Annotated in this window: 19 protein-coding genes; 4 read left to right on the forward strand and 15 right to left on the reverse strand. The window is 64.3% G+C overall.

Translation table 11 applies throughout. The features are described from left to right. Window positions 1-53: 53 nt before the first annotated feature. The 10 genes from pal to HAP48_RS09485 form a co-directional block, all read right to left on the reverse strand. Complete coding sequence (gene pal / locus HAP48_RS09440) at window positions 54-548, reverse strand: peptidoglycan-associated lipoprotein Pal (RefSeq protein WP_029085490.1); 495 nt, start codon at window positions 546-548, stop codon at window positions 54-56. Window positions 549-819: 271 nt separating this feature from the next. Next, complete coding sequence (locus HAP48_RS09445) at window positions 820-1554, reverse strand: N-acyl amino acid synthase FeeM domain-containing protein (RefSeq protein ID WP_166213997.1); 735 nt, start codon at window positions 1552-1554, stop codon at window positions 820-822. A 172-nt stretch (window positions 1555-1726) separates the two neighbouring features. Then, entirely contained in the window at window positions 1727-4051 is a 2325-nt protein-coding gene (locus HAP48_RS09450; protein ID WP_166213996.1) for an EAL domain-containing protein, read from the reverse strand. A gap of 184 nt (window positions 4052-4235) precedes the next feature. After that, window positions 4236-5567, reverse strand: a complete 1332-nt coding sequence (gene tolB, locus HAP48_RS09455) for a Tol-Pal system beta propeller repeat protein TolB (protein ID WP_166213995.1) — start codon at window positions 5565-5567, stop codon at window positions 4236-4238. Between the two features lie 72 nt (window positions 5568-5639). Further along, the gene (locus HAP48_RS09460) at window positions 5640-6569 is read right to left on the reverse strand and encodes a protein TolA (protein ID WP_166213994.1); all 930 of its coding nucleotides are present in this window, start codon (window positions 6567-6569) and stop codon (window positions 5640-5642) included. 37 nt (window positions 6570-6606) lie between these two features. Next, complete coding sequence (locus HAP48_RS09465; protein ID WP_166213993.1) at window positions 6607-7074, reverse strand: biopolymer transporter ExbD; 468 nt, start codon at window positions 7072-7074, stop codon at window positions 6607-6609. A gap of 34 nt (window positions 7075-7108) precedes the next feature. Continuing rightward, the gene (gene tolQ, locus HAP48_RS09470; protein ID WP_029085484.1) at window positions 7109-7822 is read right to left on the reverse strand and encodes a protein TolQ; all 714 of its coding nucleotides are present in this window, start codon (window positions 7820-7822) and stop codon (window positions 7109-7111) included. 417 nt (window positions 7823-8239) lie between these two features. Continuing rightward, window positions 8240-9574, reverse strand: a complete 1335-nt coding sequence (locus tag HAP48_RS09475; RefSeq protein WP_166202952.1) for an IS1182 family transposase — start codon at window positions 9572-9574, stop codon at window positions 8240-8242. A gap of 865 nt (window positions 9575-10439) precedes the next feature. Further along, the gene (gene crcB, locus HAP48_RS09480) at window positions 10440-10826 is read right to left on the reverse strand and encodes a fluoride efflux transporter CrcB (RefSeq protein ID WP_166213992.1); all 387 of its coding nucleotides are present in this window, start codon (window positions 10824-10826) and stop codon (window positions 10440-10442) included. Between the two features lie 230 nt (window positions 10827-11056). Beyond that, on the reverse strand, window positions 11057-11656 hold the full coding sequence (locus tag HAP48_RS09485) for a superoxide dismutase (protein ID WP_021078629.1): 600 nt from the start codon (window positions 11654-11656) through the stop codon (window positions 11057-11059). A gap of 142 nt (window positions 11657-11798) precedes the next feature. Here HAP48_RS09485 and HAP48_RS09490 point away from each other — a divergent pair, with 142 nt between their 5' ends. Together HAP48_RS09490 and HAP48_RS09495 are read left to right on the forward strand one after the other, a co-directional pair. After that, window positions 11799-12329, forward strand: coding sequence for a GNAT family N-acetyltransferase (locus HAP48_RS09490; protein ID WP_166213991.1), 531 nt, complete (start codon window positions 11799-11801; stop codon window positions 12327-12329). 271 nt (window positions 12330-12600) lie between these two features. Continuing rightward, the gene (locus HAP48_RS09495) at window positions 12601-13767 is read left to right on the forward strand and encodes an integrase core domain-containing protein (protein ID WP_224496526.1); all 1167 of its coding nucleotides are present in this window, start codon (window positions 12601-12603) and stop codon (window positions 13765-13767) included. Between the two features lie 132 nt (window positions 13768-13899). Here HAP48_RS09495 and HAP48_RS09500 read toward each other — a convergent pair whose 3' ends face one another. Beyond that, window positions 13900-14994 (reverse strand): ISAs1 family transposase, encoded by a 1095-nt coding sequence (locus HAP48_RS09500; protein ID WP_166216142.1) that lies wholly within the window; start codon window positions 14992-14994, stop codon window positions 13900-13902. Between the two features lie 148 nt (window positions 14995-15142). Between HAP48_RS09500 and HAP48_RS09505 the strand changes: the two genes are divergently transcribed. Continuing rightward, a complete protein-coding gene (locus HAP48_RS09505) occupies window positions 15143-16528 on the forward strand; it encodes an MATE family efflux transporter (protein ID WP_166213990.1) in 1386 nt (461 codons plus the stop codon). A 148-nt stretch (window positions 16529-16676) separates the two neighbouring features. Beyond that, window positions 16677-17120 carry a DUF2147 domain-containing protein gene (locus HAP48_RS09510; RefSeq protein ID WP_166213989.1) on the forward strand — a complete coding sequence of 148 codons (444 nt, stop codon included), beginning with the start codon at window positions 16677-16679 and terminating at the stop codon, window positions 17118-17120. Window positions 17121-17194: 74 nt separating this feature from the next. Here the strand turns inward: HAP48_RS09510 and HAP48_RS09515 are convergent, their stop codons facing one another. The 4 genes from HAP48_RS09515 to HAP48_RS09530 form a co-directional block, all read right to left on the reverse strand. Next, a complete protein-coding gene (locus tag HAP48_RS09515) occupies window positions 17195-18343 on the reverse strand; it encodes a DUF3095 domain-containing protein (RefSeq protein WP_166216662.1) in 1149 nt (382 codons plus the stop codon). A gap of 160 nt (window positions 18344-18503) precedes the next feature. Continuing rightward, the gene (gene htpG, locus HAP48_RS09520) at window positions 18504-20366 is read right to left on the reverse strand and encodes a molecular chaperone HtpG (protein WP_166213988.1); all 1863 of its coding nucleotides are present in this window, start codon (window positions 20364-20366) and stop codon (window positions 18504-18506) included. An 84-nt stretch (window positions 20367-20450) separates the two neighbouring features. After that, the gene (locus tag HAP48_RS09525) at window positions 20451-21257 is read right to left on the reverse strand and encodes an MBL fold metallo-hydrolase (RefSeq protein ID WP_166213987.1); all 807 of its coding nucleotides are present in this window, start codon (window positions 21255-21257) and stop codon (window positions 20451-20453) included. Window positions 21258-21318: 61 nt separating this feature from the next. After that, the gene (locus tag HAP48_RS09530; protein ID WP_224496984.1) at window positions 21319-22299 is read right to left on the reverse strand and encodes an AraC family transcriptional regulator; all 981 of its coding nucleotides are present in this window, start codon (window positions 22297-22299) and stop codon (window positions 21319-21321) included. Window positions 22300-22329 lie beyond the last annotated feature (30 nt).

Consider the following 22329-nt stretch of genomic DNA (forward strand, 5'->3'; position numbering starts at 1 on the left):
AACAAAACCGGCGCCCGAAGGCGCCGGCTTGGAAGAATTCATTCAGGCTCGCGTCAGGAGCTGGCGTTCAGCACGGTGACGGCGCGGCGATTCTGCGACCAGCAGGAGATGTCGTTGCAGACCGCGACCGGACGCTCCTTGCCGTAGGAGATGGTGCGCATGCGGCTCGGATCGATGCCGCGCGAAGCGAGATAGGAGCGGACCGATTGGGCCCGGCGGGCACCGAGCGCGATGTTGTATTCGCGCGTGCCGCGCTCGTCGGCGTGACCTTCGATGGTGAAGGAATAGCGGTTATAGGTCTGCAGCCACTGCGCCTGCTTGTCGAGGGTTGCGGTCGCCTGCGGGCTCAGATCGGTCTGATCGCTCTCGAAAAACACGCGGTCGCCGACATTGACCACGAAATCCTGCTGGCTGCCCGGGGTCGCGGCGCCCCCAATTGCGCCATTGGCGTCCAGCGGGTTCTTGTTGGCGCAGGCACCCATCGACAGCGCCACCGCCAGAACCGCGGCCAGCTTCATACCCTGGAGGATACGCATCTGATATTTCATTCCGGAGCCTCCACGCTCACGCTCTTCGTACTGGTCCATTGGGTCTACAGGGCGATGGTTAAGCGAACGTTCCGTCAACCTTGACGAGACCTTGCTGGACCCCATCAAATGCCGCGCAATGCCGAAAAGCGCCCCCGATGGTTAATGGGTGGCAAATGTGGCGCGATGGTGAAGGGAAGGCAAGGTTCGCGGGAACCGGCCGCTTTTGCAGGACAATTTGGCCTGCGCGCAACAGCCGATCGACGTTAGATCGATGAGAATGCCGGTTTGCTCAGGGATTCGGCACGATCGAGGCGCGCTCGAACGGCCGGACGATACCGTCGGGCTGCAACTGGCCTTCCCGGTCGAACAGCATCCGCCGCTCGAACGCGCTGGAGCGCAGGAACGGATAGCGGGCGAGCACACGCTCCCGTACCGACGGGAGATGCGAGGCCATCAAGCCGACCGGCTTGACGAGTCCCGGATAGAGCCGCGCCTCCGACCAGGTTTCGTGCAGGAACACCCGGCGGTAGAACGCCATGTGCTCGGGCCGGACCGGCGCCAGGCCGAAATCGGCATTGAAATGCACGCCGGCGGTCGAGCCGAGGCGCACCGTGACATATGGCAGTTCCGGATTGTTCCGCGCCTTCTCGGGATCGGCAACGAAGCGCGTCGAATCGATGAAGACCAGACCCTGATCGAGCTTCGGTTGCAATATGTCGCCGAAGACGTCGAGCGTTGGCGAAGAGCGCCATTCCGGCGTTACCACCGTGATACGAATCGAGCTGCAGAGTTCGCCGTGCAGATAGACGCCGAACACCCAGGCGTTCGGTGCCTCATCGAACTGATCGACGACGCGCTCGTCCGCCGACGGCCGGATCGCGCCTTCGCGCAGATAAGCGCGGTAGCGAAGCCGGTAGATCTCGTCTTTCTGTTCGGGGGTCTGAGCGAGACGATAGTCGACTTGATCCAGAGGGTCCGCAAGCCTTCCTGTCGCGGGCTTGATGGCTTCGGCCGCGGACCTCATTTAGTACTCCCCTGAACAACCCAACAACTTCAACGCGAGCCAAAAGATTAACAGCTTCTTAATTTTCGTCAAAGCAATCGAGGCAATACAGTTAACCCCTGACCGCAAGGGTGCACTTCGAATCGTGCAGTTGAAGTCTGTTACAACTATCGATTGAGGGTATTACGCCGGATCAAGCGATCGAGCGCGACGGAACCACGTGCAACTGCTCGTCGGGGCGGCGGCCGTGCGAAGCGTTGAGCAGCTGGCGGATGCGCACCGCGGGAACCGGCCGGCTGAACAGGTAGCCCTGTGCCTCGGTCACCGCGCCGTCGGCGCTGATCAGTTCGAGCTGCTCGTTGGTCTCGATGCCCTCGACCACGACCGACATGCCGAGATCCGCCGACAGCCGCGCCACGCCGCGCAGCAAGGTCAGCGGGCGATCGCTGTCGATGCCTTCGAGGAAGGAGCGGTCGATCTTGACTTTCTGCAGCGGGAAATTGTGCAGGTAGCTGAGCGACGAGTAGCCGGTGCCGAAATCATCCAGCGAGATCCGCACGCCGAGCGAACGCAGCTGCGACAGCACGTCGTGGGTCAGCTCGGTGTTGTGCAGCAGCGAAGATTCGGTGATCTCGATCTCGAGACGGTGCGCCGGCAGGCCGGAGACCTCGAGCGCGTAGCGCACCTCGCTCAGCACGTCGCGCTGATGGAACTGCTGCGGCGAGAAATTGACCGCGACGCTGACCGCCTCGGGCCACTTCATGCACTCCATGCAGGCCTTGCGCAGGATCCAGCGGCCGAGATCGACGATCAGGCCCATGTCCTCGGCCACCGGGATGATGTCGACCGGCGAGACCGTGCCGCGCGCCGGATGGTTCCAGCGCAGCAGCGCCTCGCAGGTCGAGACCTTGCCAGATTTGAGGTTGATCAGCGGCTGGTAGAACAGCTCGAATTCCTCGTTGGCGAGCGCCTTGCGCAGATCGAGCTCGAGGATGCGGCGGGCCTCGACGATTTGCGCCATCTCGTCGCGAAAGAAGCAGAAGGTGCCGCGGCCGTCGGCCTTGGCGCGGTAGAGCGCCATGTCGGCGTTCTTCAGCAGCGTGTCGGCGCCGACACCGGGGGCCGTCATCGCGATGCCGACGCTGGCGCCGATCTCGACCAGGTGGTTGTCGATCTTGTAGCGCTCGCTGAGGCGGTCGACGATGCGCCGCGCCAATGCAGCGGCGTCCTCGTGCGAGTGGATGTTCTGCTGGAACACCACGAACTCGTCGCCGCCGAACCGCGCCACGAAGTCCTCCGGCCGCAGCATCTCGCGCAGCCGCTCGGCGACCGCGCAGAGCAGCTGGTCGCCGCAGGGATGGCCGAGCGTATCGTTGACCTGCTTGAACTGGTCGAGGTCGACGAACAGCAGCGCGGAGCGGTGGTCGCCGTGCTGCATGGTGAGCAGCCGGCCGATCTCGTCGCGGAAATTGACGCGGTTGGGCAGCGCGGTCAGCTCGTCGTAGCGCGCGAGGTGGCTGATCCTGGCCTCGGCGTCCTTGCGCTCGGTGATGTCCTCGACCAGCACGACGGTGCCGCCGCCGGCCATCGGCTGGAAGGTCCAGTCCAGCGAGCGGTTCTTGGCGGGATCGGGGTCGCTGGTGACGATATCGCCGCGCTGCGAACTCTCGATCTCGTACAGGATCTGCTGCGCGGCCGCGGCGGAGATCGAGCCGGACAGGACGCAGGCGTTGCAGATGTCGGTTGCGCTGGCGCCGCGCTGCACGAAGTCGTCCGACAGCTGCATCATCTCGATGAAGCGGTGGTTCATCACCGCAAGGCGGCCGTCGGCGCTGAACATGCACAGGCCGTGCGGCATGTTGTTCAGCGCGGTATCGAACTGGCCCGCCAGCGCAGCCTCGCGCTCCTTGGCGATCCAGGCGTTGACGTAGATCCGCTGCAGGCTGGTGGTGAGGTGGCGGATGGCGCTGAAAAACACCAGGCTGAGCAGCGCAAGCGCGATGTGATAGGGACCTCCGACATACATCAGCGCCGCGATCAGGGGACCGATCGACATCAATAGATGCAGGTGGAAGATCTGCGGCCGGCCGAAGGTCCGCCCCACCCCCGCCGAGGTGTAGGCGACCACCGTGGTCACGCACAGCATGTGGGCGGCAGCATCGTTGGTCGTGAGCAGCACGGCGGCGCCCCACAGGCCGAGCGCAATGCCGTAGGCGAGGCTGCCGATCCGGTAGCGCTTCTCCCACGCCTCGGACTCTTCGACCGTGAGCCGGGAATTGCGCTGCTGGTAGCGGTACATCTGCCACGCGCGCGCCAGACCGACCACGATGAACAGCGGCACGCACAGCCAGGACAAGAGATTGCCGGTGACGAACGCGATCACGGCGCCCGCAATGGCGGGGCCGAAGGCGCCGAAGATCATGGGCGCGGGGTTCATGAACAGGGAATCGACCAGCGCCGCGGAGATCGTCGGCGACATCGATCGGTCCGGTTCTCCCGTCTGACTTGCAAACTGCATTGTGAGAGCGCGCGTCCTTTTCAGCTCGCACTCTTACTGATCGCAGGTGAAGTCTTTCTGAGGGAATATCGTTAGCAAGTCCTTGCCGCGCACCATTGACGATCGAAATTCGGCATAAGATTCAGTGCGCTAGGTAAGAAGTGCCGACCGGCCCCGGGGTTCCGCGGAGCAGGTCTGCGCCAGCTCACGACAACAGCGGCGACCAGGCGGGATCGGAGGCAAATCCGGGCGTCGGCACCCGCAGCTCGTTGCGGCCGGAGACGTCGATGGTGTACAGCGACGGCCCGCTGTTGCCGCCGGGATCGCGGAAGAACATCACGACGCGCCCGTTCGGCGCAAAGGTCGGGCCTTCATTGTGGAAGCCCGAGGTCAGGATGCGCTCGCCCGAGCCGTCCGGCTTCATGATGCCGATCGCGAACTGCCCGCCGCCCTGCTTGGTGAAGGCGATGTAGTCGCCGCGCGGCGACCACACCGGCGTCGAATAGGTGCCGTCGCCGAACGAGATGCGCTGCGCTGCACCGCCGGTCGCCGGCATCACATAGATCTGCGGCTTACCGCCGCGATCGGATTCGAAGCAGAGCCGCGTGCCATCTGGTGCATAAGATGGAGAAGTGTCGATCGCCGGCGTGTCGGTCAGCCGCGTCATCGACTTCGAGCGCAGATCCATCACGAACAGGTTGGAGTTGCCGCCCTGCTGCAGGCTCATGATGACGCGCTGGCCGTCCGGTGAGAAGCGCGGCGAGAACGACATGCCCGGGAAGTTGCCGACGATCTCGCGCTGGCCGGTCTCGATGTTGAGCAAATAAACGCGCGGGTCGCCCTGCCCGAACTCCATATAGGTGATTTCCTGGGTCGACGGCGAGAAGCGCGGCGTCAGCACGAGATCCGTGCCGCGGGTCAGATAGCGCACATTGGCGCCGTCCTGGTCCATCAGCGCCAGCCGCTTGACGCGGCGATCCGCCGAGCCGCTCTCGTCGACGAACACGACGCGGGTATCGAAATAGCCCTTCTCGCCGGTCAGCCGCTCGTAGATCTGGTCGGAGATGATGTGGGCGATGCGCCGCCAATATTCAGCCGAGGTGTCATATGACTGGCCGGCGAGTTGTTGGCCGGTATTGACGTCCCAGAGCCGGAATTCCGCTTTCACGCGCCCGTTGGCCTGACGCGTCATACGCCCCACCACCAGCGCCTGCGCCTTGATGCTGGTCCAGTTATTCAGGTTCGGCGGCGCGTCGATGTTGACCTGCTTCTCGAGAAAAGCCGCCTGGTCGATCGGCGCGAACAATCCGCTGCGTTTCAGATTGTTGGTGATGACCTGCGAGACGCCAACGCCGACTTCGGTATCGCCGGGCGTACCGGCCGAAAAATTCGGGATCGCGATCGGCAACGGTGCGAAATCGCCTTCTGGAATAATCACCTTCTTCGGCGCCTGCGCCCATGCGCCGCGGCTTCCGGCGAGCGCGCCGAGCGCGGCCATTCCGGAGATCATCTGTCGGCGGTCGAGGCGAAACGTCATTGCACGCAAATCATTTTTATCGGTCATTGTCCGTAGACTTTGTTTGCTATTAGCCAAGCGACACGGTCGCCCTCAGGTCTTTCGCTCTGTGAACACCGGCGCGAAATACTTCCATTCGTCGAAGAAGGCCGCCGGCAGATTGTACGGCTGGCATTCGATGATCGCCCGCAGCGCGCTCTCCTGGTAGACGCGCAAATAGGGCGTCGCCGGCGTGCCTTCCGGCACCGGCATGCCCTCGAGCGAGCCATCGCGCTTCAGTTTGATCGCGAACACGGCCTCGGTCTGCTGCGCCTCGATGCCGCCATAGGGCTTCTTCCAGCAGCGTTCGACCTGCTGCTTGAACATCGCGCCCCAGGTCGCGGAATTGTCGGCGGCCTTGCCCTTTGCCGTGCCGAGCGCGGCGTTGGCGTTGAGCGTATCGCCAGTCATCGACGCTCGCGTCGGGTCGCGCTTGTCGAGCAATGCAGCGATCTTGCTCTGGTCGAAGGTGCGCTCCTTCGGCTTCTGCTCCGGCGGCGGCTTAGCGGCCTGCTCAACCGGCTTCTGCGGCTTCTTCTCTTCCTTCTTGATCGCTTCCGCGATCGGGTCGGGCTTCACCGGATCGGGCTTCTTCTCGACCGGCTTCGGCTCTTCCTTCGGCCTGTTCTCGACCTTCTTCGGCGGATCCGGCTTCTTCTCTTCCGGCTTCTCCACCTTCGGCGTCGGCGGTGGGGCCGTATCGGTCACGACCGGCGGCTTCTTGTCGTCGATCTTGCCGACGGCGTCATCCATCGGCTTGGCCTCGGCGACCTTCTCGACCAGCGGCTTCGGATTGTCCTTCTTGCCGTCCTTCTGGCCAGCCATGACATGGGACAATTGGTCCGGCGAGATCACGTCGACGGCGACGGACTCTTCTTCCGGCATCACGTACGCCTTGGTCGACCACGTCACGAGACCCCACCCGATCACGAGGACGTGCAGGGCAATCGATGCCGCCAGAGTCTTGTCGACCTTGACCTTCAATTCAAGCTTCCTCGTGCCGCTTGCCGCACATGGTTGCTTATCCCCCCTCCGGGATAATCACGATATTCGCCTTGAAACCCGCGGCCCGGACCTCTCCGAGCAATTTCATCATATCCGTGTAACAGACGTCCTTGTCGCCACGCAGATAGACCACTCTTTCAGCATCCGACCGGGCTTCCCCAATAGCCTTGATCTTGGCCGGAAAATCGGCGGCCGTGATCGGGGCATCGCCCAGATAGAGCTCAACGTTCGAGTTGCAGCCGCCGCCGGTGCGCTTGACCGACAGCGTCAAGGGCGGCTGGTTTGACGAGATCGACTTGCCGCCGCTGGCGACCGGCAGGTCGATGTCGATATTCGAGGTCATCAGCGGCGCCGCCACCATGAAGATGATCAAGAGCACCAGCATCACGTCGACCATCGGCGTGACGTTGATCTCGGCCATCACCGGCTTTCGTCCGCCGCGGCGACGCCCGCCGCCGCCGGACCCTGCCATGCTCATCGCCATGATCGCACACTCGCCAAAGTGACTATCATCTGTCTCAGCCCCGCTCGTCGATCTGACGCGACAGGATGGCGGAGAACTCGTCGGCGAACCCCTCCAGGCGCTGGGCCTGCCGGTTCACCTCCGAAGTGAACTTATTGTAGAAAATAGTCGCCGGAATTGCGGCAATCAGGCCGATTGCGGTCGCAAATAGCGCCTCCGCGATGCCCGGCGCCACCACCGCGAGCGAGGTGTTTTTCGAGGCCGCGATCGACTGGAAGCTCGACATGATGCCCCAGACGGTGCCGAACAGGCCGACAAAGGGGCCGGCCGAGCCCACGGTGGCGAGCACCAAAAGCCGCCGTTCCAGCCGCTCTACCTCCCGGGCGATCGAGACGTTCATGACCTTGTCGATCCGGGCCTGCAGGCCGGCAAAGGACCGCGACTGGCTCTCGAAGGAGCGCTTCCACTCCCGCATCGCCGCCACGAAACAGGCCGCCATCGACTGGGTCGGCTTGGCCGAGAGCGCCCGGTAGAGTTCCTCGATCGACTGGCCGGACCAGAACGCCTGCTCGAACTTGTCCATCGCCCGCTTGGTGCGGGCATAGAGCAGGATCTTGTCGATGGCGATCGCCCAGACCCACACCGAGCAGGACAGAAGTCCCAACATCACGCATTTGACGACCCAATGGGCCTGCCAAAACAATGCGATCAGCGACACATCGCTCGATGCCAGTGGCAACGTCGACTGAGCCACGTCGGCGGGATTCATCGGCAATATCCTCTCAACGCAAGTGTCCCTATCAGGCGGGCCGCCAATCGGCACCGGTTCCACGGCCGCGTATCAGGCGCGGCAAAACTGCGCGAGAGCCTCTTACATCTGTCGCATGGGGGGCCCGTCCAAAAGCCGGGCCCTGCTTCCCCTGCCAACATGTCAAAACGAGGGCTTTTCGCGCGGCATTCCGACCCTAACCAAACGCTAATCATGGTTAAGGCGAGGTTACCAAAGGGAAATTTGGAGGCGGGAAATGCCGCCGGAGGAGGGAGTTGGCGGGTTCCCGGGATGAACGGTTTCCGCCGGATGGAGGGGGGACGCCTTCCCATGTCGTCCCGGCCCCGTACGCAATTGCGCACTAGGAGCCCGTCCAGATATGTTTTCGTGACGGGCATTTGTTGTAGAGTAGCAGGCTCAGGCTGCGTTTGCGAGGTTGAACAGCTTGAGGAGGTTATGGACGGTGCAGATCATTGTCCACTCGGCGCGCACTTTCTCGATGCCCCGCAACAGGAACTGGCGGAAGCCTCTTGCCTGTTTGATCTGCCCGAACACCGGCTCCACCACTTGCTTTCGCAATCGGTAGGGTGTTTCGAAGCCGCCATCGTCGATCTTCTTTCGCATGGCCTGTGTCAGCGGGCCGCCGACTTTTCCGTTCGCTACTGTCGGGTGTTTGGCGCGTCCGGGCGCGACATAGCCATCGATGCTGCGTGTGTCGAGCGCTTCGAGATTGGCTTCGCTGCAGTAGCCGGAATCCGCTGAGGCCTGCCGCGGCTTGCGGCCAAGATTGCTCTCGATGGCCTCGATCAGGGGCACCAACTGGCCCTGATCGCTGCCGTGCTGGGTCAGTTCTTGCGCGACAATGATCTGGGCATGTGCATCGACGGCCGCCTGGGCATTATAGGCCTGAACGAAGCCATCCTTCGACTTCATGATGCGGCTTTCCGGATCGGTGAAGTTGCGTTGCGCCTTGGGATTGGGTTCCTCCGATGGCAGCGCCGCCGGTTTGCCCGGCTTCTTGCGGCCTTCGGCCTGGCGCTGCTGTTCCTTTTCGGCCTCGATGCGGCGCTCTTCCTCCGCCGCCAGTTTGGCGTCCGCTTCCAGCGCCGCCATCGCTTGCTGGATCTTCGCCAGCCGTTTCTGCTTGTCGACGGTCCAGTCCGGCAGTTCGTCGCTGTTGCCGAAAGTCTCATCCTCCGAGGCATCCGCCGCCTCGGCGGCCGCCAGCATGCGAGCGACCTCGGCCTTCAATTCCGCCTCGCGCTTCTTCATGCGCTCATAACTCATCGCCTTGTGTTTCGACGCGTTCGCCTTGATCTTCGTACCATCCAGCGCGACATGACCGAGCTTGACCAGCCCGGCCGTCTCGCACAACTTCAGAACCTGCACGAATAGCGCGCCGAGCGCCTTCAAATGTCGCTTGCGAAAGTCGCTGATCGTCCGAAAATCCGGCGCATCCAGCGCCACGATCATCACAAAATCGTTCCGCTCCCGGCAGGCCTTGGCAATCCGACGCGACGAATACAGCCCACTCGCATAGCTATGCAGCAGCAGCGCCACCATCATCCGCGGATCAAACGGCGGCTGCCCAAGCCCGCTCACATAGCTGCCCATGATCTCCCTGAGATCGAGGCTCTCCCGCACCAGATCAACCATAAACCGCGAGACATGGCCTTTCGGCACGAAGTCCTGCACATTCGGCGGCAGAAGCAGCGTCTGATCGATGTTCCAAGGCCGAAAATACTTGCTCATCGCCCAATGTTGAATCAGACCCGACCAGATTTGAACAGCGACTATCCAGACAAGCTCCTAGGCCGGGACGACACTGAGGATGGCTTTCGATTCAAGTCGTCACACTACGCGGTGTCATCACCCGCGCATGCGGGTGATCCAGTATTCCAGAGACGCCAGTGCTTGAGCCGAGATGCCGCGGCGTACTGGATCGCCCGGTCGAGCCGGGCGATGACAGTTTGGGTTGGGACGCAGCTTCGCGTTCTCGCGACATGTTTTGCCCGAGCTTTGCTCTTCGTTCCGCCCTCCTCTCGCAGAGGGCGCAGGGAAAGCCGGGTGCCGATCGCACCCATGGGCCCCGTGCAAAGGGTAGAAAGCACGGGGGTAGGACCACAGGTGTAACCGGAAACACTCCGGCTTTCCCTGCGCGATGGGTTACGGCTTACTTCGTGCTCTCCCCGGCGAGACTGGGCTTGCTTGTCACCGCCTTCGCAAGACGCAATTGCGTCTCACAAGAGGACACCGGCCGCTAGGGCGTCAGGACCACACGACTTCACCGTCCGCTTCATGCGCATTCGTCGACTGCGCAATCACCGTCCACCGCATCCCACACCGCGTTCGTGACGACCGCGAAGCGCCCCTCGATCGGGTGAGACGGGCGAACCATACACCGAGTTGCCGTTCCGATAAACCGAAATATTTTTGCGCGAGGGGCTTGCGCCGTCGGGCAACTCAGTGATTGGGGGCGGGCGCCAATCCACTCGTCATTCCGGGGCAGCCCGAAGGGCTGAGCCCGGAATCCATTCATCCACAAACGTTGCGGCGAAATGGATTCCGGGCTCTCGCTTCGCTCGCCCCGGAATGACGAAGGAGAAAAGCTCTGCCGTCAGCTCAAATGCCGCACGATCGCTAGCCCGGCGAACAGGCCCGCGATCGACAACACGACCGGGCCCGCGACATACAGCGCCGCAAGGCCGAGCTCGCCGCGCTCATAGAGCACCGCGGTGTCGAGCGAGAAGGCCGAGAAGGTGGTGTAGCCGCCGAGGATGCCGGTCATCAGGAACAGCCGCCAGGGCTGCGAGGCCTCGCCCTTGAACGCGAGGTAGCCGGCGATCAGACCCATCACGGTCGAGCCTGTGATGTTGATGATGAAGGTGCCGTAGGGAAACGCGGTGCCGATGCAGCGCGCGCAGGTGACGTTGATCAGCTGGCGCAAGGTTGCGCCGAGACCGCCACCGAAGAAGACCAGGAGATAGCTTCCGAGTTGCCCCATGCGCGCTTTTTGCCGCAAGGCCACGATTGTCGCAAGGACCGCAAATCGAAAAGGGCGGCAGCCGAAGCTACCGCCCTTGTTCAAAACTCTCACATCGTCATTCCCCGGTGCGCAATTGCGCACCTGAGGGCGGTCCGCAGGACCGGACCCGGAATCTCGAGATTCTCGGGGCGCAATTGCGCCCCTGAGGGTTCGATGCTCCGCATCGCCCCGGAATGACAGCGCGACGATTAGCCGGCCTTGCCGAACAGTTCGTCGACGTAGTCCCAGTTGACCAGGCTGTCGACGAACGCCTTCAGATAGTCCGGACGGCGGTTGCGGTAGTCGATGTAGTAGGAGTGCTCCCAGACGTCGACGCCGAGGATCGGCACCGCGCCGTGGACCAGCGGGTTCTCGCCGTTCGGGGTCTTGGCGATCTCGAGCTTGCCGCCCTTGACCTGCAGCCAGGCCCAGCCGGAGCCGAACTGGCCGACGCCGGCGGCGGCGAAATCGGTCTTGAACTTCTCGAAGCCGCCGAGATCCTCGTTGATCTTCTTCTCGAGCCGGCCGGGCAGCTTGCTGCCGCCGCCATTCGGCTTCATCCACTTCCAGAAGTGGATGTGGTTGTAGTGCTGGCCGGCATTGTTGAAGACGGCCGCGTTCTTGCCGAACGAGCCCTTCACGATCTCCTCGAGGGACTTGCCTTCGAATTCGGTCCCCTTGATCGCGTTGTTGCCGTTGGTAACGTAGGCCTGGTGATGCTTGTCGTGGTGAAACTCCAGCGTTTCCTTGGACATGTAGGGCGCAAGGGCGTCGTGGGCGTAGGGCAGATCGGGTAGCGTGAAGGTCATGGGGTAATGTCCAACAGAGGGTGGGAGACTACACTTAACGGGTCCCCCTTATAGAAGGTTCCATCGCGGAGAAACACCGCATTTTCGGATCGTGTATGACAGATCGGCACAGCCGAGCAGCCAAGGCCCAGGACCCGCCGCGATGAGCATCGAAATCGACATTCTCAACGGAGATGCGTCATGGCGGCGCGCCGAGCCGCTGCTCCGGTCGGTCTGGAGCCCGGATATCGTCGGGAAGCAACCCTGGGCCAACATCAAATGGGCTCACGCGGATTTGCGCGTGCTGCTCGATGCGCCCGACGACAGCGGGCTGGCCTGCCATGTCGGTATCTACTTCCGGACCATCACCTGGAACGGCCACAAGGTGCATGTCGGCGGCATCGGCGGGGTCTCGACCCGCGAGGACTGCCGGCGGCGCGGCTATGCGTCGCTCGCGCTTGACGCCGCCGTGCACACCATTCGTGCCAATGATGCGGTGAAATTTGCAATCTTATTCTGCGAGCCGCACAATTTCGCATTCTATCAGGCGCGCGGCTGGCATCCCTTCAGCGGCGAGGTCAGTTGCGACCAGCCGTCGGGGCAGAGCCGCTTCGAGGCGATGGCGCCGTTCGTCAACGACATCGTCCGCGCCCCGCGCCAGGGCAAGATCGACCTATGCGGCCTGCCGTGGTGACCCCTGCGCGCACGGTGGTGGCGAGCGCATCTCACCGCCCGTAAAATGTCGAGCATCATTTATTGCCGCGAGCCTGATCATTTGGCGCTGAAATTCCAGCCGCATCGGCAGTGCGCCCCCTCTCCCGCTTGCGGGGGAGGGTTGGGGTGGGGGCTCTCTCCGCGGTACAGACCGGATAGATACCCGACAGTTTAGACCGGCATGATTGCCGACAGGTTTCTAGAAGCATCGGCGGGAGGGCCCGACGATGCCGTTCAGAGAGACCAGTCGGATGGAAGAGCGTATCCGGATGCTTATGGAGTACGAGAGCGGGAACTGGAGCGTGTCGGAGTTGTGCCGCCGTCACGGTATCTGCCGCGACACGTTTTACGCATGGCGCCAGCGGAAGCAGAGCGGCGATCCGGAGTGGTTCAGGGACCGTTCGCACGCGCCGCAGCAATGCCGACAAACGACCGATGCGGCGATTGCAGAGAAGGTGATCGCGGCTCGGCAGCGCTTTCCCTATCTGGGACCGCGCAAGCTGCTCGCCCTGCTTGACCGCCAGGCGCCGGAGATCGATTGGCCGGCGGCGTCGACGATTGGGAGCATTCTCAAGCGCGCGGGGCTGATCTCGCCGGTGAAGCGCCGCCGCCGTCCGCTCGACCAGCGGCGTCCCTGCACGCCGGTGCAGGAGCCGAACGACGAGTGGAGCGTGGACTTCAAGGGTTGGTTCCGCACCCGCGACCAGTGCCGGATTGATCCGTTGACGGTGGCTGACAGCCACAGTCGCTTCCTGATCGAACTGCAGATCGTCGCACCGACGACCGAGGGCGTCCGCCCCCGCTTCGAGAGGGCTTTCCGCGAGCATGGCCTGCCGCGGGCAATCCGCTGCGACAATGGTTCGCCGTTCGGCTCGCGCGGCGCCGGCGGTCTCACCACATTGTCGGTCTGGTGGCTGAAGCTCGGCATTACGCCGCACTTCATCCGTCCGGCCTCGCCGCAGGAGAACGGTCGCCATGAGCGCATGCATCGCACCTTGAAGGCGCAAACATCGAGCCCACCGGCAGATAATGCGTCCGAGCAACAGGCCCGCTTTGACGCCTTCCGAGAGCATTACAATAAGGAACGTCCTCACGAAGCGCTGGGCCAACGGCCGCCGGAGGACGCCTATCGAGCATCTCAACGCACCATGCCGGATCGCGAGCAAGACCCCTGGTATGACGCCGATCACCAGGCCCGCCGTGTTCGCGGCAATGGGGAGATTAAATGGAAAGGCAAGTTCGTCTTTATCGGTCAGGCGCTGGTGAACGAACTTGTCGGCATCGCCGAACTCGATACCGGTGACCACGTCGTCCGCTTCTGCGACCTCGACGTCGGTCTCATCGACCGCCGCGGCCTGTTCACCCGGTTCGCTCCGCCTCGTGAGGGGCTGCGCGAACCGGGCGAACAGACCGCTTAACCCAAACTGTCGGGGATCATGCCGGTCCAAAATGTCGGGAATCATGCCGGTTGAACACGCGAGTCATACCGCGGAGAGAGCCCCCACCCGCCCCGCGCTGCGCGCGTGTCGGCCTCCCCCGCAAGCGCAGGGCTATCGCATATGGGCCAGGGCTTTGAGGAGGTAGTCGTCGTTCCATGCGCATTTTTTGATGCGGTGGCTGATAGGGACCTTCGGCGGGTCGGTCATCTGCAGGATATTTTTTGCGATTCGCTTGAGGATGGCGATGTTGGCAGGTGCGTGGTCCTTGCGAGCTCGGTTCATATCCTCGGCGAGATGAACATCAAGCATCCAGTGCAGGCCGTTCTCGACCTGCCAATGGGCTCGCGTGATGTCGAGGGCCTGCTGCGGCGAGAACACGCGCGAGGTCATGAACAAGCGCGTCAGCGGCTCGGACCGATCACGCCGGGAAGTGATCCGGATGATGGCGGCATGGCCGGGCATCAGCGCGGTCTCGACCGGCACCACCTCAGCTTTCCGCCATTCGTCGCGGCCATGACCGCGTTCCGTCTGCTCGACAACCGGTGGCGAGGGCGCTCGTGCCAGCAGGCTCTCGGCTTCCTTGTGCCAGTGACCACGGTTGCCTTTCAGCGCCAGCACATAGTCCGCATTCTGTTCGACGACCGCCTCGGCCATCCGGCGATGGCAATGCAGCGCGTCGGCCGTGACGATCTTGTCAGTCAGATCAATCAGCGCGATCACCTTCAGGGCGGCCTCAATCTCGTTCTCGGCCGCCGTCGGCGACGCGGCCGCAAGGCAAAGCCGGGTTTGCGTGGCGAAGGCCGAGACCGTCAGCGGCGGATAGGCCTGCTGGCCTTGTTCATAGGCGCGCCGCAAGGCCTTGCCGTCGAGCGCGACCACCTCGTCTGGCGTGGCCACAGTCGTGCCGCTGGATTCGCCGAGCGCCCGGGCAAAACCCGCGGCAAACGACGCAAAAGCCTGCTCGAACGCCCGCGGATCCAGCAGCCGCAAAAGCCGCGAGAAAGTATCGTGGCTGGGGGCCACGTCGTAATCGATCAGGCGAGACAGCACAGCCCTGCGGGTCTCCGCGAACAACGCAAATTCGGTTGCTGTCGCGGCCCCGCACAGGCTCGCGGCGACCATCATCACGATCAGGTCGCCCAACCGATGCGTCGCGTTTCCGGCTCGGGGGTCGGGAACCGATCCAAAACAGGTTTCCAGGCAGATGGCCGTTTCTCCTTCGAAAAACTGCCTCCCTCAAGAATCCCTATTCAGCCTCAACACAAGAAAAATCCATATGCGATTCCCCTGCCCGCAAGCGGGAGAGGCAAAGCAGGCTCGTGGACAGAGCTCAAACGCACGTGAGCGACAGCGCATGACCATCGATGCCTCGATCGACGACGCCAGGTCCGCCGCCGTCGCGCCCGCGGTACCGGTCGATCATTTGCTGACGGCGCCGATCCTGCCGACGCTGCTGAAGCTCGCGGTCCCCAACACCATCGCGATGTTCGGCTCGACCCTGGTCGCGGTTGCCGAGACCTCCTATATCGGCCGGCTCGGCACCGAGCCGCTGGCGGGCATCGCGCTGGTGTTTCCGTTCGCGATGCTGACGCAGATGATGTCGGCGGGCGCGATGGGCGGCGGCGTCTCGTCGGCGATCAGCCGCGCGCTCGGCGCCGGCGACCGCGACCGCGCCGCCGATCTGGCGCTGCATGCGGCGATCATCGGCGCCTGCGCCGGATTGTTCTTTACCGTGATGATGCTGGGCTTCGGCCAAAACTTCTACGCGCTGCTCGGCGGACGCGGCGGCGTGCTCGAGCAATCCTTGCATTACTCTCAGGTGCTGTTCTCCGGCGCGATCTCGATCTGGCTGGTCAACACGCTGGCCTCCGTGGTGCGCGGCACCGGCGACATGCGCGTCCCCTCGATGACGCTGATCACCGTCTCGATCATCCAGATCGCGGTCGGCGGCGTGCTCGGCCTCGGCCTGTTCGGCATGCCCGGTCTCGGCATGCGCGGCGTCGCCGCGGGCCAGCTCACGGCCTTCACGTGTGGGGCGATCTTCCTTGCCTGGTATCTCGCCAGCGGCCGCAGCCGGCTGAAGCTCGACTTTGCCGCGTTCAGCTTTCAGCGCGCGATGTTCCTCGACATCCTCAAGGTCGGCGCGATCTCCTGCCTGTCGCCGCTGCAGAGCGTGCTGACCATCCTGATCTTCACAAAAATCCTGGCGGGCTTCGGCACCGAGACGCTGGCCGGCTACGGCATGGGATCGCGGCTGGAGTTCTTGCTGATCCCGATCGCGTTCGCAGTCGGCGTCGCCTCGGTGCCGATGGTCGGCATGGCGATCGGCGCGGGCCTCGTGACACGGGCGCGCAAGGTGGCGTGGACCGCCGGCACCGTCGCCGGTCTCGCCGTCGGGCTGGTCGGGCTTGTGGTCGCAGTCAAACCGACGCTGTGGATTGCGCTGTTCACCAGCGATCCCGGCGTGACCGCGGCGGCCTCGTCCTATTTCGCGCTGGCCGGCCCGGCCTTCGGCTTCTTCGGCGTCGGCGTCTGCCTTTATTTCTCCTCGCAAGGCGCGGCCAAGGTCGGCGGCCCGGTGCTGGCCGGGACCATCCGCCTGCTGCTGGTCGGTATCGGCGGCTGGTGGCTCGCTACCGTGAGCGCCCCGGCCTGGACGCTGTTCGCGCTGGTCGGTGGCGCCATGGTGGCGTTCGGCCTCGCCACTATCATCTCGATCAAGGTCACCCGCTGGGGATAAGCCACGACGCAGCCGAGCCTTGCCTGAGCATGACCGCCGCGGAAACAGGCAACAAAAATTTCCAGACGGCGCGCGCCTGATCGCGCAAATATGACATTGCAGAAATCTTTCGACTTGTTATGCAGGCCGGCCTTCTGGGGGATCGACCATGGCCTGCAGATTCGGATTCGTGATCGCAATCGTCGCGACGGCGCTTGCCGTGCCTGCCGCGCATGCGCAAGGCGCGCCTGAGCCGGCCGGCGTCTGGCAGACCCAGGCGGGCGATGCCCGCGTCAAGATCAGCAAATGCGGCGGCGGCATCTGCGGCGTGGTGGTGAGCCTGCGCGACCCGATCGATCCGATGACCGGCAAGCCGCAGGTCGACAACAAGAATCCCAATCCGTCGCTGGCCAACCGGCCGATCATCGGACTGCCGCTGTTCGCCGGCATGCATCCGGTCGCGGCGGGCAAATGGTCGGGCCAGATCTACAATGCCGACGACGGCGGCACCTATGCGAGCAGCATCACGGTGATCGGCGAAAGCACGCTGCGCGTCGAAGGCTGCGTCGGCGCTCTGTGCGGCGGCGAGACCTGGACCCGGGTGGGACGGTAATTTGTAGCCGAGCAGCGGCCACGACGGGACTGCGCTCCCTCTCCCCGCTCTTGCGGAGAGAGGTTAGAAAACGCCTACGCCGCGCGCGTCTTCAGCACGGCGGCCGCCGAGGCATAACCGCCGCGGGCGCCGTCGATGAAGTGGACGTGGTCGGCGCGCATCACCGACGGCGTGAAGCAGGTCATCATCGCGGCGTCCTGTTCGTGCAGGCCGTAGCGCACGACGCCCTGCGCGGCCGCGGCGACCAGGCGCTGTTCGAGCTCGGCGGCGAGTTCCGGGGTGCAATCCAGGATCATGCGCAGGCCGTCGTCGAACTTGCGGAAGTCGGAATTCTCGACCACCTGCCGCACATAGTCTTTCGGCACGAACTTGCCGACCGGGATATTGAACCGCATCAGCGTGTAGGCCCACAGCGTGAACGCGAGCACCGCGGCACGCCGCAGCGCGAGCGAGCCGCCGCGCCGCGCGCGCGCCTCGTATTCAATCCCCTGCGGCGGCCAGCGCAGCGGCGGGCCGCTTGCAGGCACCGGCCGTCCGGCCTCCGGGCTCTTCTCGACCCGCACGACGATGTCCTCGATCACCTTGCGGAAGGCTGCCGGATCGGCGTTCTTCGCCGGCAGCACCAGCACCGAGAGGATGACGCCACGCACTGAGGGCATCACCTCGAAGCGGCAGGACAGGCCGGACAGATCGGGCTGTGTGCCCGGCGGCGCCGGATCGACCGCGAACTCGCCGCGCTTCATCGCGGCATCGGCGTAAGCCAGCCCGCCGCCGGAGAACATCGCATAGGACAGATTGGCCGACGGCCCGAAGCGCGCGACGCGGACATCGACGCGCGCGGCGCGGATCGCCGTCATCGGCACCAGCGCCACCCGCAGCACCAGATCGAGGTCGTCCTGGACCCAGCGGGCGGTCGCGGCCAGCGCCTCGCGCGCCTTGTCGAGATCGGCGGGGGAGACCGCGAAGCTCGCGCCGTCGCCGCCGAACACGAAGGGGAATTCGCGGCCATCGAGCGCATTGGTGACGGAGGCAACCACCGCGGCGCCGGCCATGTTGACCGCCTTGTAACGCTGCGCCGCGATCGCCCTGGTCGACTCGACGATATCGGCGACGCCGACCGTCCAGTCATCAGGCAGCCGCGCATACAGCGCCGGATCCATCAGGCGCGCGAAGCCGCGAAACACCGGAATGCTGCCGTAAAAGATCTCGCTGCCGCCCACCATCGCAACGCCGCGCCGTTGTTCGCCACTGTAGGACTCTCTAGCAGATACGAAGCAGTTTGGGATGGGTTTTGCACCGTAGCCGCGCAGCGAAATCCGGGTCACCTTGTCCGCGGAGGAGTCCCCGGATTGCGCTTCGCTCCATCCGAGCTACGCGTACCGCCTACTTCGCCACGCCGCGCAGCACGAGCTGGTTCATGCGGCTGGCGAAGGCGGCGGGATCGTCGGGCATCTCGCCGTCGAGGATCTGCGCCTGCTCGAACAGCAACAGCGACAGGTCCTTGGCCTGCGCGGTGTCGGTCGCGAGCGCTGCGACCAATGGGTGACGCAGATTGATCTCGAGGATCGGTTTGGTGACCGCGCCGCGGTTCTGCTGGGCGAGCAGCCGCTCCAGCGCGCGGTCGCGCGCGTCACCGCCGGCGACGAGACACGACGCGCTTGCGGTCAGCCGCTGCGAGGCGCGCACGTCGGAGACGCGCTCGCCGAGCGCATCCTTGATCACCGCGATCGTGGTCGCGGCATCGGCGACAGGCGCGTCCTTGTTGTCGTCCTTGTCGTCGGCCAGCGGGATCAGGCCGAAATCGACATCGCCCTGGCTCAGCGACTTCAGCGGCTTACCGCCGAAATCGAGCGGCGCCGAGGTCCAGAACGCATCGACCGGATCGGTCAGCAGCAGCACCTCGATGCCGCGGGCGCGCGCCGATTCCAGCTTCGGGTTCGACTTCAGCCGCTCGACGCTGTCGCCGACCAGATAATAGATTTCGGTCTGGTTCGGCTTGAGATCGTCGACAACTTGCTTCAGCGAGCGGTTCTCGCCCGATGTCGTGGTGAAGCGGGCCAGCGCCAGCAATTTTTCACGGCGCTCGAAATCCTCGTACAGGCCCTCCTTGATGACCGGGCCGAACGCGTCCCAGATTTTTGCAAACGTCTCCGGCTCCTTCTCGCCGAGCGTTTCCAGTTCGCTGACGACGCGGCTGGTGACGGCCTTGCGGATTTGCGCGAGCTGCGGATTGTTCTGCAGCATCTCGCGCGAGATGTTGAGCGGCAGGTCCTCGCTGTCGATCACGCCGCGGATGAAGCGGAGATAAGCCGGCAACAGCTCGGCGTCGTCGGCGATGAAGACGCGGCGGACATAGAGCTTGACCTTACCTTTGCGCTCGACCTGGAACAGGTCGAACGGCTTGGTCGACGGCGCGAACAGCAGCACGGCGTAGGACTGCCGGCCCTCGGCACGGTAATGCAGCGTCATCGCCGGCTCGTCGAAGGCGCCCGCGATCTGCTTGTAGGCCTGCGCATAGTCTTCCGGCGAAAGCTCCGACTTCGAGCGCTGCCACAGCGCGCTCGCCGAGTTGATCTGGCGCGGCTCGCCCTCCTCCGGCACCAAAAGGATCGGAAACTGGATGTTGTCGGAATATTCGCGGACGATGCGCTCGATCTCATAAGCCTCGAGATATTTGGCGGCGTCCTTTTTCAGGTGCAGCACGATCTCGGTGCCGCGCGCGACGCGCTTTGCGGCCTCTTCGCTCGCCGGCGCGATCTCGAAGCCGCTGCCGCCTTCCGACGACCACACCCAGACCTCGTCCGAGCCGGCGCGGCGGCTGGTGACGACGATCTTGTCGGCGACCATGAAGGCGGCATAAAAGCCGACGCCGAACTGGCCGATCAGATTGGCGCCGTCCTTGGCCTCGGTCAGCTTCGACAGGAACGATTTGGTGCCGGAGCGCGCGATGGTGCCGAGATTGTCGATCAGCTCCGCACGCTCCATGCCGATGCCGGTATCGACCACGGCGAGCGTATCGGCCGCCTTGTTCGGGATGATTCTGATCTCCGGCGGCGTGCCGTCGGTGATCAGGCCAGGATTGGCGATCGCCTCGTAGCGCAGCTTGTCGCAGGCATCAGATGCGTTCGAGATCAATTCGCGCAGGAAGATATCGGTCTCGGAATAGACCGAATGCACCATCAGGTGCAGCAATTCGGCAACCTCGGCCTGGAACGGCTGGGATTCGGCGGCGGCAGTCGTGGTCATGCGGAAACTCGGACAATCGCAGGTGGCGGGAAAGCCCTGATATAGCGTGATCGCGCCGTGTGGCAAGCCAGGCGGGGGGAACCGTCAGTCCGAGATCGCCGCGAGATAGCGCTCGACCGAACGGTCGAACGCCGCTTTGGCGTCGGAAGCGATGTTCTTGCCCCACCAGGCGCCGTAGATCCGCTCAAAGGCCAGTGGCGCGACCGCCTGCGCGACGCGGCGGACGGCTGCTGCATTGAGCGGAATGTAGTTCGGATAGGAGTACATGAAGCTGACCGAGCGGCGGTCCATCGCCACCATCGCGATGTCGCCGGTCAGCAGCGCACCGCGCCCGTCGGCGCCCTTGCGCCAATGCAACATGGTTGCGCCGGCAAAATGGCCGCCCGCCCGCAGCAAGAGGATGTCGTCGGAGATGCGGCGGCTGTCGCCCTGCCACGGCACGATCGACGGATGCGGCCGCGTCACCCATTGCGCGTCGTCGCCATGCAGGTAGACCGGCGCGTTGTCGAACGCCGCGCTCCAGTCGGCGACCGCGCCATAATAATGCGGATGCGAGATCGCGATCGCCTTCAGCCCGCCGAGCGACCTGATATGTGAGATCGCCTCCTCCGTTGCCAGCGGCACGCAGTCCCACATCACGCAGCCGCCGCTATCCGGCACCAGGAGCGCGCGCTGCCCGATCGCAAATGCCGGCTCGAGCGCGATCCCGACCAGACCGAGATCATCACGCCAGACCAGCCGATGCCGCCCGGCGAGCTCCTCGCGCGTCAGCCACGCCTGCCCTTTCCAGTTCACATATTGCCGCTCGTCCTCGCAGATCGGGCAGGACGGCGGCGGCGCCGCGGTTTCAGGAAATTGCGCGCCGCATTGTTCGCAGGTCCAGATAGGCATTGGGAGAAGCCACGCGTTGGAATGAAGCCGGTCCCCGCTCTACGTCAGCAGCGCGAGGCGTTCAATGCCGGCGCCCCAGTTCCATCTGCAGCTCCGCTGGAGCTATGCCGAACTTCCGGCGGAACGCGCGATGGAAATAGGACAGGTCGTTGAAGCCGGCCGTATAGGCGATGTCGCTGACCTTGCGGCCGGCGCCCTGCTCATGCAGCAGCAGCCGGCGCGCCAGCAGCAGGCGCTGCTCGAGCACGAATTCCGAAAACGTGGTCCCGGCGGAGGCAAACAGGCGCTGCGCCTGGCGCGTGCTCAGCGCATTCGCCCGCGCGACAGCCTCGATCGTGAGGTTGCCGTTGTCGAGGCTTTTCAGGACGTCGGCCTTCATCAGATCGAGCCGCGTCTTCGCCACTCCGTCGCCTGCGGCCAGTTCCTTCTGCTCGGCGCTGCTGCCGAGCACCAGACCGACCAGATCCGCCAGATGATGCGCCGCCGCCTGTTGGCCCGGCACGTCCAGATCGCCGGCGAGATCGGTACACAGCGCTGAATAGCGCTCGATCATCGCGCTCAAGGCCGGGTCGCGCCCGAGCGCGCGCGCCAGCTGCGTCTCGACCGACGGCGTCACCTGGAGCAGCAGGCGACGCGGAAACCGCGTCGTCATAAAGCTGCCGGACTGGGTGAGATCGGCGGTGCCCACGATATTCATTTCGGTCAGGCACATCTGGCCGCGCGCCAGCTCGATCGCCTTGCTGCCCTGAGTGACCTGCACCTTGCCGCGCGTCGCGAAAATCAGGACGAGGTCGTCGCAGCCGTCGTTCAGCAGGGCGCGGGTGCGGGCAAAGCGGGCCGAGCCGCCGCGCGGCGTCGCGATCGCGACCGTATGCAGCAGCGTGAACTCGTTGTGGCAATCGATGCGATTGTCGTCGGTCGGTGCGACATCGAGCCGGCAGAAGCCGCGGCAAATGCCTTCGCGCCACGCCTCATAGGCTGGCCCCCTGGCCAGCCCGTGATGGAAAATCGAGAACCGGTTGGGCACCTGCGTCTCGGACATGATCCGTGCTCCGAAAGCGCGATCGATCGA

The sequence above is a fragment of the Bradyrhizobium septentrionale genome (genome assembly GCF_011516645.4).
Classification (GTDB): Bacteria; Pseudomonadota; Alphaproteobacteria; order Rhizobiales; family Xanthobacteraceae; genus Bradyrhizobium; species Bradyrhizobium septentrionale.

Coding starts and splice junctions, on each gene's coding strand:
- pal (WP_029085490.1), bottom strand. CDS start 548: ATGAAATATCAGATGCGTATCCTCCAGGGTATGAAGCTGGCCGCGGTT.
- HAP48_RS09445 (WP_166213997.1), bottom strand. CDS start 1,554: ATGAGGTCCGCGGCCGAAGCCATCAAGCCCGCGACAGGAAGGCTTGCG.
- HAP48_RS09450 (WP_166213996.1), bottom strand. CDS start 4,051: ATGCAGTTTGCAAGTCAGACGGGAGAACCGGACCGATCGATGTCGCCG.
- tolB (WP_166213995.1), bottom strand. CDS start 5,567: ATGACGTTTCGCCTCGACCGCCGACAGATGATCTCCGGAATGGCCGCG.
- HAP48_RS09465 (WP_166213993.1), bottom strand. CDS start 7,074: ATGGCGATGAGCATGGCAGGGTCCGGCGGCGGCGGGCGTCGCCGCGGC.
- tolQ (WP_029085484.1), bottom strand. CDS start 7,822: ATGAATCCCGCCGACGTGGCTCAGTCGACGTTGCCACTGGCATCGAGC.
- HAP48_RS09475 (WP_166202952.1), bottom strand. CDS start 9,574: ATGAGCAAGTATTTTCGGCCTTGGAACATCGATCAGACGCTGCTTCTG.
- crcB (WP_166213992.1), bottom strand. CDS start 10,826: ATGGGGCAACTCGGAAGCTATCTCCTGGTCTTCTTCGGTGGCGGTCTC.
- HAP48_RS09485 (WP_021078629.1), bottom strand. CDS start 11,656: ATGACCTTCACGCTACCCGATCTGCCCTACGCCCACGACGCCCTTGCG.
- HAP48_RS09490 (WP_166213991.1), top strand. CDS start 11,799: ATGAGCATCGAAATCGACATTCTCAACGGAGATGCGTCATGGCGGCGC.
- HAP48_RS09495 (WP_224496526.1), top strand. CDS start 12,601: ATGGAAGAGCGTATCCGGATGCTTATGGAGTACGAGAGCGGGAACTGG.
- HAP48_RS09505 (WP_166213990.1), top strand. CDS start 15,143: ATGACCATCGATGCCTCGATCGACGACGCCAGGTCCGCCGCCGTCGCG.
- HAP48_RS09510 (WP_166213989.1), top strand. CDS start 16,677: ATGGCCTGCAGATTCGGATTCGTGATCGCAATCGTCGCGACGGCGCTT.
- HAP48_RS09515 (WP_166216662.1), bottom strand. CDS start 18,343: ATGGTGGGCGGCAGCGAGATCTTTTACGGCAGCATTCCGGTGTTTCGC.
- htpG (WP_166213988.1), bottom strand. CDS start 20,366: ATGACCACGACTGCCGCCGCCGAATCCCAGCCGTTCCAGGCCGAGGTT.
- HAP48_RS09525 (WP_166213987.1), bottom strand. CDS start 21,257: ATGCCTATCTGGACCTGCGAACAATGCGGCGCGCAATTTCCTGAAACC.
- HAP48_RS09530 (WP_224496984.1), bottom strand. CDS start 22,299: ATGTCCGAGACGCAGGTGCCCAACCGGTTCTCGATTTTCCATCACGGG.